Origin of the sequence: Cellulophaga baltica (genome assembly GCF_018861125.1) — a bacterium.
Lineage (GTDB): Bacteria > Bacteroidota > Bacteroidia > Flavobacteriales > Flavobacteriaceae > Cellulophaga > Cellulophaga baltica_A.
In genome coordinates this window covers 19,283-37,797 of the sequence record NZ_JAHKQN010000030.1, presented here as the reverse complement: position 1 = coordinate 37,797, position 18,515 = coordinate 19,283, and the positions used below count along the sequence as shown (strand labels likewise).

Sequence of the window (18,515 nt, the reverse complement as noted above, 5' to 3'; positions counted from 1 at the left end):
ATAAAATTAATGACAACGGCTCGGCTAATGTTAGTACGGGATTAAATTAGCATTTAATTTCGGATTAAGCGATTAGCCAAAGCTTTTTATTTTGTTTTATCTTTTTCTGTTCTAAAGCCAAATCAAAAGATTTGGCGGACTTTATAAAAATACACTAAACTTTGGATTAAGCACCAAAACCTGTATTAATTTTAGCCATTGTTGTATGCAGTGCTATTTGGTTTTCTTTTTTGACTTAAGTTGTAATTCTTTACCAAATATAGCTAAATGATTTTTGGGTTTATTTATAGCCTCTGTTATTGGTTCAATTGCATTTTTAGAAAATACGACCTTATGAGTTTTATCAAGTATTTCAATCCACATATATTGATTAAATTCAGGATTTATTTTTGTTTCATCTGGGTTCTCAATTTTAAAACTATTATCGGTACTCCATTTTAAATATTTAAAAACATATTTTAATTGCGTGGAAGAAAAATTATAATTAGAAATAACTTTTATTTGTTTCATTAAAGAAGAGAAATAAATGAAATCTCTTGGGGTTTTACTTTTTAATTCTCCAACAATTTTATAAATGGGTTTCCCTTCATCAGTTGATATTTTCCCTATATCTCCAGCGGAAATTGCATTCAAAATTACATTAAAAGCTCCGTCTTCTGTTTGGTCGATATCTATTTCACTACTTGAAAGTAAATTTTCTTTTGAATTATAACCATAAACGGTATTACTTTTAGGATTTAAAATCAATACTTCTCTTGGGTTTATGTCAAACATTTCAGGTAATAATTTTGACCAAATTTCCATAAATTCCTTATTTTTCTCATTGGCTTTTATTTGAATAAATCGATTAAAATCTTGGGTGGTTGAATTAGCAGTTGCATTTTTTCCTGATACTCTATATGTTATTTCTCCTTTTTTTAAATTATATTTTTCGAAGTCGTTTATTGGGATTATTATTTGATTTTGTTTTTCAATTAATAATCCCAATAAAATTTTCTTGTGCCAGTTTGAAATGATTGTAAATCTAAATCAACTCCAGTTTTTGCAATTTTATTAAACTGTTGTGAGACTAAGTTTAAGTCTATTTTGGTGAGTAAATCAATGTTTTTTTGATTTAATCCTGTGTCATCTAATTGACCAGTTGATTTATCTTCTTTTATACCGAGTAATAGAATTCCGCCATTAGAATTTGAAAAAGACAAAATATCTTTGGCGAAATTTCTCATAAATATTTCAACCACATCTGTTAAACCGTAAAAATTTAATTCAAGTTTATAATCATAAAGGTTATTTTCTTTTGGGAATTTTCCGTGATTTTTTAAATTCTCAATTGTTTTTAAAATATCATCTTTTAATTCTTTTAAATTCATAGATTTTTATTTTTTTTCGGCATTGCATACAACGGTCTTGTGTATGAAACGTAGCGTATAAATAAACGCTAACTTTTCGGATTTAGCACGAGCCGAATTTTTAATTTTTATATTTAATTTTGCTTTTTCAAATATACAAAATTAAAAATTTGGCGTACTTTGCAAATACACAAAAACCTCTCGGAAAGCCTATAATAGCTATGTTTTATACACGTTGTTGTGCATAGTGCTTTTCACGTTCAGCTTGGTTTTCCGATGTTTGTTATTTAGTTCCAAAGTGAGCGTTGGCAAGACATACTCTTTTACAGTTTTGGTGAAGCTTGGATGATGCGACTGTAAATGTGTATGGCTTTAAGCGTTGGCAATTTTACGTTAATTATTAAATCCATCGTCTTACTTTTTTTGCGTATTCTTTATATTCATTTCCGAATTCACGTTTTAAAAATTCTTCTTCCAAACGTATTTGTGTATTTATGCTTAAAGTAGATAATGAAATTATTAGTAATGTAAATGCATTAGGAATTACAAGGAATAACCCAATATTCGTAATCATTATTCCTAAAAATATAGGATTTCTTGAAATTGAAAATACTCCTTTTGTTACCAATTTGGTTTTGTTGTTTTCATCAATTCCGATTCTCCAAGAATTTGCCATTTGGCTTTGAGAAAACCAAACAAAAATCAGCGATACCAACAAAAGTACCCAACCAATTTTCTGTAAAGTTTGATTTTCCAAATACCAAAAAGGAAGTAAATATTGATACCATTCTTCTTTGAAAGCATAGATTCCTATAACAATTAGCTCAAGAACTGTGATAAATGTAAAAATCTTGCCATTATAATCGTGTGCATTATCTGTCTTTTCAAATGTGAATGGATTTATTCCAGTTTTTTTCCAAAGTAATACAGACCTTAAAACAAAGACCAATAAAAAATACAATATGAGATAAGCGAATAATAACATAGTTTCTAATTTTATGTAAAAATGCTATAATAACCAATGCAATGGAAGTGCATTTATTGTCCGCTACATTTATCGCAAATACCTTTTACAACCAAGTTTACATTTTCTGAAACAAAGCCATCAGGCACTTTTATTTGAGGGATTTTATGTTCTGTTAAACAAATGGTTTCATTACAGTTATTACAATGAAAATGTAAATGCAAATCGGTTTCAATCTCACAATTACAACCCTTTTCGCACAAAGCATATTTCGTTATTCCTGTGCCATCGTCTATTTGATGCACAATTTCTTTTTCTTCAAATGTTTTAATAGTTCTGTACAATGTTGTTCTATCTGCTTTCTCAAAAGCATTTTCTATATCACTTAACGTAACTGCAACTAGTTTTTCGGCAAGGAATTTATAAATTAATAAACGCATTGCAGTTACTCTAATATTTTTTGACTCTAAAAATTCTTCAATTGTTTTCATAGTTAATGATGCTCTTCGTTTCCAAACGGTTTAATAATAATTCCAACGCTAAAAATAAAACCGTCTGTTGGTGCATAGATTTCTGGAAATTCTGGATTTTCGTGTGGTGGTAAAACCAAAGGTGAAAACCTACTTTGTCTTCTGTCTGTAAAATTTTCAAAGTTCACAAATGCACTACCAAATTTAAAATTACGCATTAATAGTAAACCCATAGTTACAAAATCTGTCGTTTCGGTTCCGTTAGATAAAAATTGTTTTCCTGTGTAAAAAGTTTCATAACCTATACGCCATTTTTCAGATTCGTACATCAATACACTTCCTGCATTATGTTTTGCGGTTAGTGGTTTTTGTGGATTTCCTGCCAAATAGTTCAATTTAGTGTCTATAAGCGCATAATTTAAAAACCATCTAAAATCTTTATAAGTAAACTTTATATTTGTTTCTGCTCCTTTGCTAAAAATTTCATCAGTTGCATTTTCAAATGCAAACAAACCGTTATTTGTACTATTCAATAACAAACCGTTGTTAATTGCTGTAACATAAAAAAGTTGATTAATAGAAAAACCAATGTTTTCAAATAAACGTGTTTGGTAATTGAAATCAAGATTTACACCATAGGAACGTTCTGCTTTTAATGAAGATTTATCAATGCCAAGTACATTTTCAAAGTTTATAAATTCAGCCTCTTCTGTAAAAATATCTGGAATTTTGTAACCTAAACCACCACCAATTCTACTCGAAAATCCGCTATCATTTTTATAAAGCAATGAAATTTTTGGAAGTGGAAAAAAACCAAAATCAGTATTGTAATCTGCTCGCAATCCAGTTTCTAAAATCCAATTCTCGGAAAGGTCATAAATATTGTTAGCAAACATTCCGTAAGTGATGTCTTTTTGGTCACGTTGTAAAGTTGCATTATCATTTTCGTCAAAGTTTGAAGTATATAAATTTGCTCCAAAAATCCAATCTGCTCTTGATGTTTCTCTTTGATAAGTTATTTCTGTAAATGTGTTGGTTTGTTTACCATCAAAATTGAAATCGGGAATCGTTAAATTTCTATCGAAAAAGGATACACTATTTTTAATGTTCAAAGAACTAATAGAATCTATTTGAGTTTTGTAAACTGCTTGACTACTCAATCTTTTTGAAATGTTTTCCTCTGTATATTGATGAATTCCATTTTCGCCACTTTCTATTTTAGTAATGTCTCCACCAATTCTATCGTCATAAGTTCCGTTTAGACCAAACCAAAAAGTAGTTTTGGCAGATGGATAATAAAAGAATTTTGGATTAAATGAAATAGATTTAGTTTTTGGTAAATTACTAAAGCCATCATCTTCTGGGTCATAAGCTTTTTGATAGTGACCTGAACCGTAAAGCGAAATACCAAACTTTTCATTCCGTTTGCTGTAAAATACATTTGCAGTACTTCCTAATGCTTGTGTTTGTGTAAGCATAATGTCTAAAGCAGGTTCTTCGTCTGGTGTTTTTGATACCATATTTATTAAACCTGCAATTGCTCCACCACCATAAAGTGTAGATGAACTTCCTTTAATAATTTCAAATTGTTGCAAGTCTAAAGGTGGAATTTGTAAAATACTCAAACCACTTGAAAAGCCTCCATAAAGTGGAAATCCATCTCTTAAAAGTTGTGTGTAACGTCCATCGAGTCCTTGAATTCTAATATTTGTACTTCCGCTACTTAAAGAAGTTTGTTGCATTTGAATTCCTGTGCTTTCACGAAGTACCATTGAGATATTAGTGGGATTCATTATGGCTTTTTCTCCTAACTCTTCTGCACCAATATATTCTATTCTTATTGGAATTTTTCTTACCGTTCTTGTACTTCTTGAAGATTGCAATACAACTTCGTCCAATTCGTTTCCACCACTTTTTAATTTGAAAATTAAATCTGAATTATTAGGGATTAGAATAGTAGTTTTTAAGGTTTCAAAACCTAAATATGAAATTATTATAATATGTTCTCCGTTTGGAATTTCTGTAAAAGTTGCAATTCCGTCAAAATCGGTTACTGCTCCTTTTTCTAATTCCTCAAAATATACTGTTGCTCCTAATAACGGTTCGTTTTCGGATTCTGAAACTACCTTTATTTGTATATCAGATGTTTGCGCTTTTATAGAAAAGCACGTTATAATTGTGAGCATTGCGCTCAATATGTATTTATTCATTGAAAATGTAAATATTAATTAACTTTAAAATTTTGACTTTTAGTCGATATTTTTAGCTAATTAATTGTGGCGGTTGCCAGATATTGGAATGAAAGTTAAATCTGTAGATTGATTGATAGACAGATAATATTTCTGTAGAGATTTGATTATTAACACCTAATTCAAAAGTTTGAATTGGTTCATATGTAATTGCGATTCCGCAACAATTACAAATACAAGTTATTGGACAAGTATCATCACTATCATTTTGATGATTGTGTTCAGCAGATATTTCTTCTTGATGTTGGTCTTCGGCATTATTTCCATCAGAACAAGGTTTGATTGATAAACCAAGAATTAATAATGATAGTATGATAGTTATAAATTTCATTGGCACAAAGATAAATAAATTTCGATGCAATGGTGTTGCAAAGTTTTTTATTCCGATTGTCAAGAACGGATTTAGCGTTGGCAAAGAAACAGCTCTTTTTGTTTTTTTAAGCGTTGGCTTTTCGCATTGGCAAAAAAAATAAATGTGCTGTTTGCGCGTTGGCTTTTTTAGTTCAAATGTTGATGTTTAGAACGATTTTCCGCATTATGCACAACGGTCTCGGCTATGAGTAGTTGCGTGGGTTATCACTTAATTTAGCAAGTACACACCAAACTGAAAATCCGCGAGGATTTTCACAAGTAGGCAAGAACAAGCAATTACTTATAGCCATTGTTGGCGGTAGTTTTTTATTCTAAATTTTCTCGATTATCAAAATAGTGATTTTCAGACCAACTTCTATCATTTATACAGACAATGTGTGCTCCAAAATACTGGTTTTGTAAAATATGCAAACTATGTTTTGCGATGGCGTCAATACATATTCTTGTCAAAATCTGTCGTTCCATAATTTTCAAATCTTCTCCATAATATTCAATCATTGGAAGCCAATCATACAAAGACCTACATTGGTCAAACGTAAATATATCAACACACATTTTTCTTTCCTTCGCAGTATAAGAAAATCTCTTGTGAGCTTTAGTGTTGTGATGATATGGATAACCTAATTGATTTATAGCTAATTCTTGCCATAAATGAATCATTGGGACATCACAAAACAATCCTCTACTTTCATTTTTTATTGAATCTGGTATATTAGCCATTATTTCTGGAATCGATTTTTTCATTCCATCCGATAATATTTGCATAAATCCCTCTGATGGCGCATTTAATTGCATATAGAAAAACTTCACAGCCATTTCCATACTATGACCATTATAGTCATTCTTTGAAATAAAATTTTTCCAGCTTCTTTTAATTTTGGAATCACCTTCCATTATTTCATTAAAAAAATGGAAGAGCGAATAGTTTGTAGGACTTAAATATGTGCTTTCGTTTTTCTCAAATTTGTCTATTTCTTCTAGAATAGTTTTCGAGTCTGTTGTAAATAACCTTTTTAATAACAAAGGGTTTTTTAGAACATTTGTAATTGGTAAAATGTGATTACTATAGTTTATTATGAAATTTGTTTGGAAAGCTGAATAAGCATATTCAAAATTCTTATCCACGTATGGCTTAAACTCTTCTTTATCATAAATACCTGCTGAAAAATTATCTTCCATAAAACGACCTTTTCCATCTTTATCTGATGAATCATAAATCAGATAATCATAAAATGCTTGATAATGGAAATAGGAAGTCAAAAAGTCAATATTTTCATTTGATTTGTCAGGATAACAAGTATTTACAATTAGACTTGAAAGATTGCTCAATGATTGATTTTCGAATAATGTAATTATAGTTTGAAATGGTTTAGAATCTCTGCTAAATAAAGGTGCTGTAAAATCTAAATAGACAATATCAAATTTGACTGCCGTAGATTTTAGATAGTGGTCAATTTTACCATTAAATATTTTTAAAGTTGGATAACTGTCTTTTAATGAATTAAGAGCTTGGTTATATGCTTGTTTTTCGCTTTCAAAAGCATAAACGTTTTCAATTCTAATCCCTAAATTTAATAAGTGGTCTAAATCATTTTGAGGTTCAGGTCCACATAGATAAGCAACTTTTAACTCGTCAGTTTTTTTTGTTGAATAAGTTTGTTCTGAAAAACTATTCCAATCATTAAGGTATTGCTCATTTACTTTATCGGCAATTCCATACTTTAAAATATGGTCTTCAAATGCAAAGTCCCAAAGTCGATTAATATATTTTGAATTTAGAATTTTGCTATCCTCCCGATTCAATGTTAAATTGTCGATTGAGTGTTTCCAAATTAATTCTCTGGAATGGTCTTTAATTTCTTGTTTATAGGTTGTCATTCAAATTACCGCCAACGGTTATGTATATGATTAGTGGCGTGTTTAAGCACCTAATTTAGCAAACAAATACCGAATAGAAAATCCGCGAGGATTTTCGTAAGTAAGCTAAAACTAGCCATTAATTATATACTGTGTTGTAGCACGTTTTTTATTCCGATTCTTCTACATTCATAGGTGAGAAGTGTTCATGCGTAATTCTCCAAACTCCGTTATTCTTGACAAATACAATTGTTCCCTGTCTCCATAATTGGACAACATTTTCTCCAATAGTAGGTCGGAAATCAGCATTGAAGGTAACAATGGCAACTCTATCAAAAATGTCGATTTTTAAATCTCCAAGATTGTAATCAAAAGAAGAAATATTCTTTATTAATTGTCTTTCATATTCTTCATTTTCAGATGAACCTGTTCTCGGCAATCCATCACGAAATTCTGTAAATTTATCCGAGTACAAATGATAAGAAAGTAATTCCTCTGTTTCTCTTTTTTGAATGCTGATGAATAAACTGTCCAAAACTGATTTCACTTCTTGTTTTGCTTCAGGAAATTCATTATTAATTAAATCTATTTTCACTTCTTCAACTTCAACTTTTTCTTCCTTTTGTTTGCAACTTGTAATTACAATTCCGAAAATTATAATCAATACAAATGTCATTTTTGTTTTCATAATTTTATATATAATTGGTTAATAGTTGTTTGTAAGTTACAAATAATATTATGAGGATTGATTTCCGCAATGTGCTACAACTTGTTTATATGCGGAACTTTCTTCCTTTTATACTGCCATTTTGGTTGGCTATGCGGAAGTTTTGTTCCGTTTTGTATTTTTTAGCTTCCACTGTTTTAAGGTTGAATATTCTTACACCATGCAATTTATAGCTATTTTATAAATATACAACTGCAAGTGGCTCTATTCAAAGATCAAAAAACAAAATCAATTTATAATGTGGTTTTCCGCAATGGTAAAAAATAAAAGTCTTTTGTAGTAAAAAGTCCTTGAGAGATAGACGTAATTTTTAGACTTGTTTTTTTCCTTCGTACTGCAATTCTACTAAATTAAAAGCTGTGTTATTTTCTGTTTTTAATAAGCTTACAATGGTAATTGTATTAAAATATAAAAAGTTACATTTTTAATTGTAAAAAAGATTAATCTCCACTTACAATTAAAAATGTAACTCTCATTTTTAAAGTTATTAAAAAACTACTAGGCAAAATCTAAAACTACACGTCCTTCAATTTTCCCTGCTTTCATTTGGTCAAAAACATCATTAATATCTTCTAATTTTGCTTTATGAATATTTGCTTTTACTTTACCCGCAACTGCAAAATCTATAGCATCTTGCAAATCTTTACGAGTACCAACAATAGAACCACGTACGGTTATTCTATTTAAAACAGTACTAAATATTGGAAAATCAAAATCACCAGGTGGCAAGCCATTTAAAGCCATAGTACCTTTACGTCTTAGTACCTCCATACCTTGTTTAAAAGCTATTGGTGATACTGCGGTAATTAATGCGCCATGCGCACCACCAATTTCTTTTTGCAAATACGTACCTGGATCTGTATTTTTAGCATTAACAACAATATCTGCACCAAGCCGTTTTGCTAAATCTAGTTTTTCATCTGCAATGTCAATCGCTGCAACTTTCATTCCCATAGCTTTTGCATATTGAACTGCTACGTGCCCTAGACCTCCTATACCTGAAATTGCGACCCATTCTCCGGGTTTTGTTTCCGTTTCTTTTAAACCTTTATAAACGGTTACACCTGCACATAAAATTGGTGCTAATTCTAAAAAATTAGCGTTTTTTGGCAACTTACCTACGTACCTGGCATCAGCAATTACGTATTCGGCAAAGCCACCATTTACACTATAACCACCGTTTTCTTGTGATTCGCATAAAGTTTCCCAACCTGTAATACAATAATCACAGCATCCGCAAGCACTATAAAGCCAAGGCACACCAACGGCATCTCCAATTTTTACATTGGCTACATCTTCACCAAGAGCAACTACATGCCCAACACCTTCATGACCTGGTATTAGCGGCATAATAGGTTTAACGGGCCAATCACCTTCAATAGCATGCAAATCTGTATGGCAAACACCACAAGCAATCACTTTTACTAAAACTTCGTTTTTGCCTGGTTTTTTAACCTCAACTTCTTCTATCTGCAATCGTGCTCCAAACTCATGCACAACTGCTGCTTTCATTGTTTCTGGAATTTTCATATGAGATAATTTTATATGTTTTTTTTTCTAAACTTTTCTTATTAAACGCTCTAATATGCTTTATCAGAAGAAGTGGTTCTTATCAGTTTAGCATTTGTAAATTCATAAATACCAGCAGGTGATTGTTCTCTACCAAACCCAGATTCTTTTGTACCACCAAATGGTAATTCTGGGGCAATACCCGTTACATGGTTTATATATACCATACCGGTATCAATTTTACGAGCAACTTCAACTGCTTTTTTAGTGTCTTTTCCAAAAACACTACCTCCCAAACCAAATTCAGTCGCATTTGCAATTTCAATAGCTTCATCAATTGTATCATATTGATATAACATAAATACAGGACCAAAAATCTCTTCAAAATATGCATCCATTTCAGGGGTAATATCGGTGATTAATGTAGGTTCTAAAAATGCACCTTCTCTATCTACTCTATTCCCACCTATACGTACTGCCGCTCCTTGTTCTGCTGCTTTTTGAACCTGTTTTTGTACATCAACTGCTGCTTGTTCTGAACTTAGAGGCGCCACATTTGTAGCCGCATCCATAGGATCACCAACAACTAAATTTGCAAATGCTTTTTTAGTTTTATCTAAAAACTCATTGTACAGACTTTTAGGTACTATAACTCTTTTTGGTGATACGCAAACTTGACCTGCATTCCACATTCTACCTGAAACAGCCACATCTACAGCTTCTTGTACATCGGCATCAGCCATAACAATAAAAGGGTCGCTACCACCTAATTCTAAAGTTGATTTTTTAACATTTTCACCTGCAGCTGCTGTAATACTAGAACCTGCGGGTTTACTACCTGTTAAGGTTACTGCTTTAATTTTTGGGTTAGAAACAATTGCGGAAACTGATCTACCCGGAACAAACAAATTAGTATAAACACCATTTGGTAAACCTGCTTCTTTAAAAATATCTTCCATTATTTGTGCGCATTGTGGCACATTTGAAGCGTGTTTTAAAACCATGGTATTACCGGCCATTAAATTTGAAGCGGCAGATCTTGTTATTTGGTAGTAAGGGAAGTTCCAGGGTTGTACACTTAATATTACCCCTATAGGTTCATAACTTAAAAATGCTTCACCGTGCTTAACATCTAATGGCTTATCAGCTAAAAATTCAGCAGCATTATTAGCATAATAATCAAAAATATTAGCTGAAAGTTCTACTTCGTAAATACTTTCTGCGAGTAACTTACCCATTTCAATAGTTGCTAATTTACCAAGAGTTTCTTTCCGCTCTCTCATAATTGACGCTACTTTACGTATGATTGTTGCTCTTTTTGAAAAAGGAGTGTTTTTCCAGCTTTTAAAAGCTACATCTGCATTGTCAATAATTTTTGCAACTTGTTCAGAAGTCATTACATCAAACTCTTTTTCAATTTTGTTTGTAAAAGGATTGACTGTTTTAATTGGAGAATGTTTTACATGTGAATTCATGATATCTATTTTTTAATTAATAATCAGTGATTTTTTATTTTATGATAAAATTGATCTTAATATTGTTTATTAGAGTTTTACATTGATTTGATTTCTGTTATTATTTGTTCTAATACGTTTTTTGCATCTCCGAAAAGCATAGAAGTATTGTCTTCGTAAAACAAAGCGTTTGAAATACCTGCATAGCCAGGGTGCATGGTACGTTTATTTACAATTACTTGCTTTGCTTTATCAACTTCTAATATTTGCATGCCGTAAATTGGACTTGCCGGATCATTTTCTGCTGCAGGGTTTACGACATCATTTGCACCAAGTACTAATACAACATCAGTATGAGGGAATTCATCATTTGAAGGTTCCATTTCTTCTAATTCGTCATAGGGTACATTTGCCTCTGCTAACAAAACATTCATATGACCTGGCATACGACCTGCAACTGGGTGAATAGCATAACTAACCTCAATTCCCTTATCAGTAAGTATCTTATCTAAATCATGACAAGCATGTTGTGCCTGTGCTACTGCTAAGCCATAACCAGGAACTATCATCACTTTATGTGCATAATTCATAATCATTGCTGTATCAGACACCGAAATTTCTTTGTAATCACGTTCAGCACTTTCGCCAGTAGCAGTTTTTTTTGCCCCAAAAGAACCCAGTAAAACTTTACTTAACGATCTATTCATTGCACGGCACATAACAAGAGTTAATATGGTACCTGCTGAACCTACGAGTATACCACCAGTCATCATTGCTTGGTTACTATATAGAAAACCAGCAAAAGCTGTAGCTATTCCGGTAAAAGAGTTTAGTAATGATATTACTACTGGCATATCTGCACCGCCAATAGGTACTACAAATAACACTCCGTAAACCAAGGCTAAACTAAAAATAGCGTAAAAGTAAAGTGATGTATTAACACTACCATTTACTACTAATACTGCTAGAAATATTATAAGTATTAATATTCCAAAATTTATAAACTGTTGCCCTGTAAAAGAAGTGACTTTTTTTATGTTTCCGTTTAATTTCGCAAAAGCAATCATACTCCCTGAAAAAGAAACACTACCAATTAACAAATCTGCTATAAGAATTAATAAAAAGCCTGTTGAAATCTGGTTTATTGTGTTTGATGATATTATACGGTTAAATTCAACAATTGAAATTAAACTTGCGCACAACCCACCTGCACCGTTAAACAAACTTACCAATTGAGGCATGGCTGTCATTTTTACTTTTTTAGCCCCAAGTGTGCCTATCGTTGCCCCTATTGCAATGGCAATAAATATGTATATAAGGTTACCTAAAGGTTCCCCATTTGAATTTCTATAAAATAAGAATGTTCCGCCAATAGCTATAAGCATACCAACTGCTGCTAACCGATTACCATTTAAGGCAGTTTTTGGTGAAGAGAGCATTTTTAAACCTAGAATAAAGGCTACTGAACCTACTAGGTAACATATAAGTAATAATGAAGTACTAAGCATCTTTTTAAATTTTTAGTTATTACTATTATTTTTTTTATCTGATTTAAACATACCAAGCATCTTATCTGTTACAACAAAACCTCCCACTACGTTTAAAGTTCCTACAATTACTGCTATGAAACCAATTGACATTGCTAAATAATTATTAGCATCAGATTCTCCCATCACTATTATTGCTCCAATTACAATAACACCATGTATTGCATTTGCTCCACTCATTAAAGGTGTATGGAGTATAGATGGTACTTGTGATATTACTTCAACACCTAAAAACATCATTAGTATTATGAGGTAAATCATTTGTTCATTATCCGTTATAAATTGAAAAAAATCTTGCATGATATTTTATTTTATAGTTCCTAAACTGTTACTTCCAAAAGCTTACTTACTCTTTCATTAACTATTTTACCATCTTTGGTAATGCAAGTACCTGATACTAATTCATCTGAAAAATCAAGATTTAAATCTCCTTTATCCGTAGTTATCAGCTTTAAAAAATTAGTAATATTTCTACCATATAATTTTGAAGAATCATACGGGAATTTTGAAGGTATATTTGAATCTCCGATAATAGTTACTTGGTTGGTAGGTGTAATAATTTTTGTTGCATCTTTAGTCAAAGCCGTATTTCCACCCGTTGAAGCTGCTAAATCTACAATTACAGAGCCTGGCTCCATAGTTTCAATCATTTCCTTAGTTACAAGTATGGGAGCTTTACTTCCAAAAATTTGAGCTGTAGTAATAACAATATCTGCTTTTTGAATGCATGATGCTATTTTTGCTTTTTGTTTTTCTTTAAATGCCTCCGTTTGTTCAACTGCATACCCTTTTGCTTTTGAAGCATCTTGAGCGCCTTCAACTTCTATAAATTTAGCACCCAAACTTTCAACTTCTTCTTTTACCGCAGGCCTTGTATCAAAAGCTTGTACAACGGCCCCTAAACGGTGACCTGTAGCTATTGCCTGTAGGCCTGCAACACCTGCGCCTAAAACTAATAATGTAGCTGGTTTTATACTACCTGCTGCTGTCATTAACATAGGAACATAACGAGGGTAATTAGATGCTGCTAAAATAAATGCACCGTAACCGGCTACATTAGATTGCGAACTTAATACATCCATAGACTGAGCACGCGTAGTTCTCGGAAGCATATCCATGCTAAAAACAACATGACCATCAATGGCTAAATTTTCTATTTGTGAAACATCATACAAAGGTTGGTATATACCAATAAGAACTTTACTTTTTAAATCTTTAGGCAATTCTATTCGATGAATGCTTATTAATATATCGGCATTTATTAATAGCTCTTTCCTGGTTTTTAAGATTGCTCCTGCTTTTTTGTAAGCATCATCTAAACAAAATGCTTTTTCTCCTGCTCCTTTTTCTACCCAAACTTGAATATCTTGGGTTGTTAGCTTTTTGACTTCATCGGAAAGAAGAGATACACGATCTTCTTTATCCGGTTCTTTTACAACTCCTATAATCATGATGAAAAAAATTAAAAAGTATTATTTAATACAGACTACTTTTTAAGCTTCACATATTTGCCTTAACCTTATAAAAATGAGACCTATATGATCACTAAAAGGTAGATTGGTTACTCAAAATTATTTTTAATTGCAATTAAAAAACATGACAGAAATCATAGTTTACTATGTATGTTTTTTATTTATTCTTACAAGTCAATGTTTATAGGGTAAGAAACTTAAAATTTAACTTTTAATTAGAATTTAAGCTTGTTTTAAAGAAGATAAATTTTAAATTGAGATTACCTGAAATGGTAATGTTTTGTTATTTTTTTTAATAAAATATATTTTTGCAGACTGTTTTTCTTAATTGAGTTGTTATTCCTCATAAAAAATTTCAGAAATTTCAGAAATTCCGTTTTCATTAAAAGCTTCAATAGCAAAATAATACGGCGTATCACGATCTAAACAACGCATAAAATGCTCATTCTTATCATAAATTTGCCATGATTGGTATAACTTATCTTTTGCTATTCCCCAGCGTATATTATACCCTTGCGCTCCTTCTACCGCATTCCATGTAAAAGACACATTTCTACGATCTTTTTCTCTATTTATATTAAAACCTGAAACTGGTTTTGGTTTTTCTCCTAAGCCCATACCAAATATTCGAAATTCAGACATTGCAAAATTTGCACCTGGAACTTTTATATTATTATAACGTACAAACTTTGCTTTTACAGGTTTGTCTAACACAATATAAGCGTTAGGTGTATCTTTATTACTCTTACTTTTATCTACAACTGTATTCCATGTACTACCATCTTCTGATACATCAATAGTGAATTGATGTTTTAATCCTTCTGTACGCGTATAAATGCCCGATTCATAATCATGAAAATTCAACTGAATGGCATGAATATTTCCTAACTGTTGCATTTCAATTTGAATAGATTGTTCGCCATTATTAGCTTTTGCAACCCAAAATGTTTTAGGGTTTTCATCAGTTAAAACTTTAGCTAATATTTGGCCATTAGCATTCTTCTCCAATGGCAATTCGGTAATCTTAACTTGATCATCATTTGAGGTAAACTTTTCAACTTGTTTTAATGAAGATGAAACGGTCACATCACCTTTGTACGATAGCAACATCCACCCATTATGTTGTCCCGCTTTTGTAGGGTGGCTTGGTGCAAAACGCGGATAATCGCCATACGCTGTGTTGGTATACATTAAACCGTCATCATCAAAATAAGTAGGAAACATACATAAACGGCGTTCCCACTGCGAGTTAGATGCTAATGCCATTGTCGCAAAATGCCAGTATTGGCCGTTGGTTTGTTTTACTGTTACACCATGCCCTGCTCCGTTTGCAAATCCGCCAGGTTTAAAACTCATGGGGTTATTTTTCATATACGTAAACGGACCTAGAGGTGAGTCGCTTACATACGCACCATCGGCATACACATTAAATTGTGTTCCGGGAGCTGCATATTGTAAATAATATTTTCCATCGTGTTTAGTCATGGAAGCGCCTTCCATATAACCTTCTTTTAACGTGGGATGAAAGTTGTTTTCTCCAAAACGTTCCCATCCGTGTTTTTCTTCTTCTAAATTAATAAGCTCTTTTTTAACACCTGTTTCTAAAAAACGATCATTTTTATTTAGTGTTTTTACTTTAATTGGGTAAATATTTGAAGATCCCCAATACAAATACGACTTGCCATCATCATCAATAAACAATTCTGAATCTTGAATATCTGTTGAAATAGAAGCTGTTGGTTTCCATTTTCCATTTTTTAAATCATCAGAATAAAGAATACTACCGTAACCCGCAGGATTACCTGCAAAATAAACTAGAGAATCTTTATAATTAAATGCCGTGGGTGCGTTACTACCTTCAAAAAACCATTGTTGAGGCGTAATAAATTTCCAATTGACCAAATCAGTAGAATGCCAATACCCAAAAGAACGTGTAACAAACATGTAATATTCCCTTTTAAACTCTATTACTGCCGGATCTGCTCCTGAACGGTATGATATATTATTAGTTGAATTATACACCATGTAGGTATAATCAATATCTAAAGGGTTAATGTAAGTTTCGGAATCAGTTCTATTGGTATTTTCAATAGAAACATCAGTAGTATTAGTGTTTTTTTCTTCTGGTTTATACTGACAAGAACAAACCAGAAGTATCAATAAAACTATTACGCCTTTTTTCATGTTATTTTATTTTGACAATGAAAACTCCCCTTTTAATTCGGCATTTGAATCTGTTCCCACAAACACTTCAAAATCACCAGCTTCTGCAACAAAATCTAAATCTGAATTATAGAATTTTAAATCTTCAACACTTAAGTTAAAAGTAACAGTTTTTGTCGCTCCTTTTTTAATCATTACTTTTTGAAAACCTTTCAGCTCTCTTACTGGTCTTGTGATACTACCCACAACATCTCTGATATATAGTTGGACCACTTCTTTTCCGTCATAGTCTCCCGTATTGGTTACCGCTACAGAAACAGTAACCGTATCATTCATTGTTATTTCAGGTTTATTTATTTTAAAATTACTGTATTTAAAAGTTGTGTAACTTAATCCGTAACCAAACGGATATAAAGGTTCATTACGAACATCAATATAATTACTTTTAAATTTTTGAAACTTACCTTCTTTATTTCCTAAAGGTCTACCCGTATTTTTATGATTGTAAAAAATTGGAACTTGCCCAACATTTCTTGGGAACGTAGCTGTTAATTTCCCTGATGGATTAACATCGCCAAATAACACGTCTGATATTGCCAAGCCTGCCTCACTACCCGGAAACCAAACATTAAGTATTGCCGGTACATTTTCATTTTCTTCAACCAAAACCAATGGTCTACCTGTAAAAAGCACTAAAACAACCGGTTTCCCTGTTTTCAATAATGCGTTCAACAAATCTTTTTGTACTTGCGGAATTCCTAAATCTGTTCTACTACTACTTTCTCCACTAAATTCTGCCGTTTCACCAAGCGTAGCAACTATAACATCTGATTTAGTTGCTATTTGTAGTGCTTCATCTAAAAGTTCTTTATCTGTTCGGTTATCTCTAGGGATGTCTTTACCAAACATTGTTGCTCTATTTTCAAGCGCTAAATCATAATCTACGTTACTACCTTTTGCGTATAACAGTGATGCTTTATCGCCAACAACTTCAGTTAAACCATCAAAAACAGAAGTTGAATTTTCTTGATCCGTAGCTACACTCCATGTACCAGCCATATTATTAGCCGCTTTTGCCAACGGACCAATTAAAGCTATAGTTCCAGACTTTTTTATTGGTAGTAATTGTGCTTCGTTTTTCAACAACACCACAGATTCTGCACCAACTTTACGTGCGTATGCTTTATGTTCTGGTGTAAAAATTTCAGTTTTAGCCCTTTTGATGTCACAATATTTATAAGGATCATCAAATAAACCCAACTGAAATTTAGCCGTCAACATTCTTCTTACTGCAGCATCAATTTCTTCCATTGTCACCTTACCGTTATCATAAGATTCTTTCAATGTTTTAGCAAATGCAGCAGGAATTGATGGAGAATCACCAGCCATATCCATATCTACGCCTGCTTTTAATGCACGTTCTGATACCGCATACTTATCCCCTATTCCGTGATCTATCATTTCATAAATGCCTGTGTAATCGGTTACTATAAAACCATTGAATCCCCAATCGTCACGAAGTAAATCAGTAAGCAACCATTTATTTCCTGTTGCAGGAATACCATCAATTTCATTAAAAGATGCCATAACAGAACCCACGCCTGCATCAACTGCTGCTTTATACGGCGCTAAGTATTCATTATACATTCTAATGCGGCTCATATCAACAGTATTATAGTCTCTACCTGCTTCAACTGCTCCATAAAGTGCAAAATGTTTCACACATGCTAATAACGTATTGTTTGCTGTTAAATCTTCTGCTTGATAGCCATTCACCATTGCTTTGGCAATTGCGCTGCCTAAAAATGGGTCTTCACCATTACCTTCTGATACTCTACCCCATCGTGGATCTCTTGATATATCTACCATTGGAGAAAAAGTCCAATTAATACCATCTGCACTTGCTTCAATTGCTGCAATACGCGCTGTTTTTTCAATCATTTCCATATCCCAAGAACTTGATAAGCCCAAGGGAATCGGAAATGTTGTTTTGTAACCATGAATAACATCCATCCCGAAAATTAATGGAATACCAAGCCTACTTTTTTCTACTGCTATTTTTTGAACTTCTTTAATTTTTTCAACGGTTTTAATATTAAACAAACCACCTATTTTACCTTCTTCTATTCGTTTACCAACATCAGAACCTTTTGCTACACCTGTCGTAATATCTCCAGAAGTTGGTAAATTAAGTTGTCCTATTTTTTCATCGATAGTCATCAGTGCTAAAACAGAATCTACTTTCACAGCTATTTTATCGTTAGCTACATTTTTTATGATGTTGGGTGCTACATTTTTAGTAGTTTCTGATGTACAACTAAAGATTGTAAATATTAAAAATGCAACTCCACTTAATATAATATATATTCTTCTATTCATTTT

General features: G+C 32.2%; 15 protein-coding genes. All 15 read right to left on the bottom strand.

Going from position 1 to position 18,515, the window contains the following annotated elements:
* Positions 1–213: 213 nt before the first annotated feature.
* Entirely contained in the window at positions 214–987 is a 774-nt protein-coding gene (locus tag KO500_RS15505; RefSeq protein ID WP_252732569.1) for a hypothetical protein, read from the bottom strand.
* Positions 975–1,370: an RNA-binding domain-containing protein gene (locus KO500_RS17430; RefSeq protein ID WP_252732567.1), complete on the bottom strand. Its 396-nt coding sequence runs from the start codon at positions 1,368–1,370 to the stop codon at positions 975–977. Before KO500_RS17430 ends, KO500_RS15505 begins: the two co-directional genes overlap by 13 nt.
* Positions 1,371–1,749: 379 nt before the next feature.
* Positions 1,750–2,334 (bottom strand): methyltransferase family protein, encoded by a 585-nt coding sequence (locus tag KO500_RS15500; RefSeq protein WP_179317919.1) that lies wholly within the window; start codon positions 2,332–2,334, stop codon positions 1,750–1,752.
* 53 nt (positions 2,335–2,387) lie between these two features.
* Positions 2,388–2,804, bottom strand: coding sequence for a Fur family transcriptional regulator (locus KO500_RS15495; RefSeq protein ID WP_215957477.1), 417 nt, complete (start codon positions 2,802–2,804; stop codon positions 2,388–2,390).
* A 2-nt stretch (positions 2,805–2,806) separates the two neighbouring features.
* Positions 2,807–4,969, bottom strand: coding sequence for a TonB-dependent receptor (locus tag KO500_RS15490; protein ID WP_252732565.1), 2,163 nt, complete (start codon positions 4,967–4,969; stop codon positions 2,807–2,809).
* A 76-nt stretch (positions 4,970–5,045) separates the two neighbouring features.
* Positions 5,046–5,363 carry a DUF6660 family protein gene (locus tag KO500_RS15485; protein ID WP_215957475.1) on the bottom strand — a complete coding sequence of 106 codons (318 nt, stop codon included), beginning with the start codon at positions 5,361–5,363 and terminating at the stop codon, positions 5,046–5,048.
* 347 nt (positions 5,364–5,710) lie between these two features.
* On the bottom strand, positions 5,711–7,207 hold the full coding sequence (locus tag KO500_RS15480; protein WP_215957474.1) for a hypothetical protein: 1,497 nt from the start codon (positions 7,205–7,207) through the stop codon (positions 5,711–5,713).
* A gap of 223 nt (positions 7,208–7,430) precedes the next feature.
* Positions 7,431–7,949, bottom strand: a complete 519-nt coding sequence (locus KO500_RS15475) for a YybH family protein (RefSeq protein ID WP_215957473.1) — start codon at positions 7,947–7,949, stop codon at positions 7,431–7,433.
* 537 nt (positions 7,950–8,486) lie between these two features.
* Positions 8,487–9,518: an alcohol dehydrogenase AdhP gene (gene adhP, locus KO500_RS15470; protein WP_215957472.1), complete on the bottom strand. Its 1,032-nt coding sequence runs from the start codon at positions 9,516–9,518 to the stop codon at positions 8,487–8,489.
* Between the two features lie 50 nt (positions 9,519–9,568).
* On the bottom strand, positions 9,569–10,972 hold the full coding sequence (locus tag KO500_RS15465; RefSeq protein WP_215957471.1) for an NAD-dependent succinate-semialdehyde dehydrogenase: 1,404 nt from the start codon (positions 10,970–10,972) through the stop codon (positions 9,569–9,571).
* Between the two features lie 77 nt (positions 10,973–11,049).
* Positions 11,050–12,459: an NAD(P)(+) transhydrogenase (Re/Si-specific) subunit beta gene (locus KO500_RS15460; RefSeq protein WP_215957470.1), complete on the bottom strand. Its 1,410-nt coding sequence runs from the start codon at positions 12,457–12,459 to the stop codon at positions 11,050–11,052.
* Positions 12,460–12,471: 12 nt separating this feature from the next.
* A complete protein-coding gene (locus KO500_RS15455) occupies positions 12,472–12,798 on the bottom strand; it encodes an NAD(P) transhydrogenase subunit alpha (protein ID WP_215957469.1) in 327 nt (108 codons plus the stop codon).
* 20 nt (positions 12,799–12,818) lie between these two features.
* The gene (locus KO500_RS15450; RefSeq protein ID WP_215957468.1) at positions 12,819–13,949 is read right to left on the bottom strand and encodes an NAD(P) transhydrogenase subunit alpha; all 1,131 of its coding nucleotides are present in this window, start codon (positions 13,947–13,949) and stop codon (positions 12,819–12,821) included.
* A 357-nt stretch (positions 13,950–14,306) separates the two neighbouring features.
* Complete coding sequence (locus tag KO500_RS15445; RefSeq protein WP_215957467.1) at positions 14,307–16,154, bottom strand: family 43 glycosylhydrolase; 1,848 nt, start codon at positions 16,152–16,154, stop codon at positions 14,307–14,309.
* Between the two features lie 6 nt (positions 16,155–16,160).
* Entirely contained in the window at positions 16,161–18,512 is a 2,352-nt protein-coding gene (gene bglX / locus KO500_RS15440; RefSeq protein WP_215957466.1) for a beta-glucosidase BglX, read from the bottom strand.
* Between the last annotated feature and the right edge of the window lie 3 nt (positions 18,513–18,515).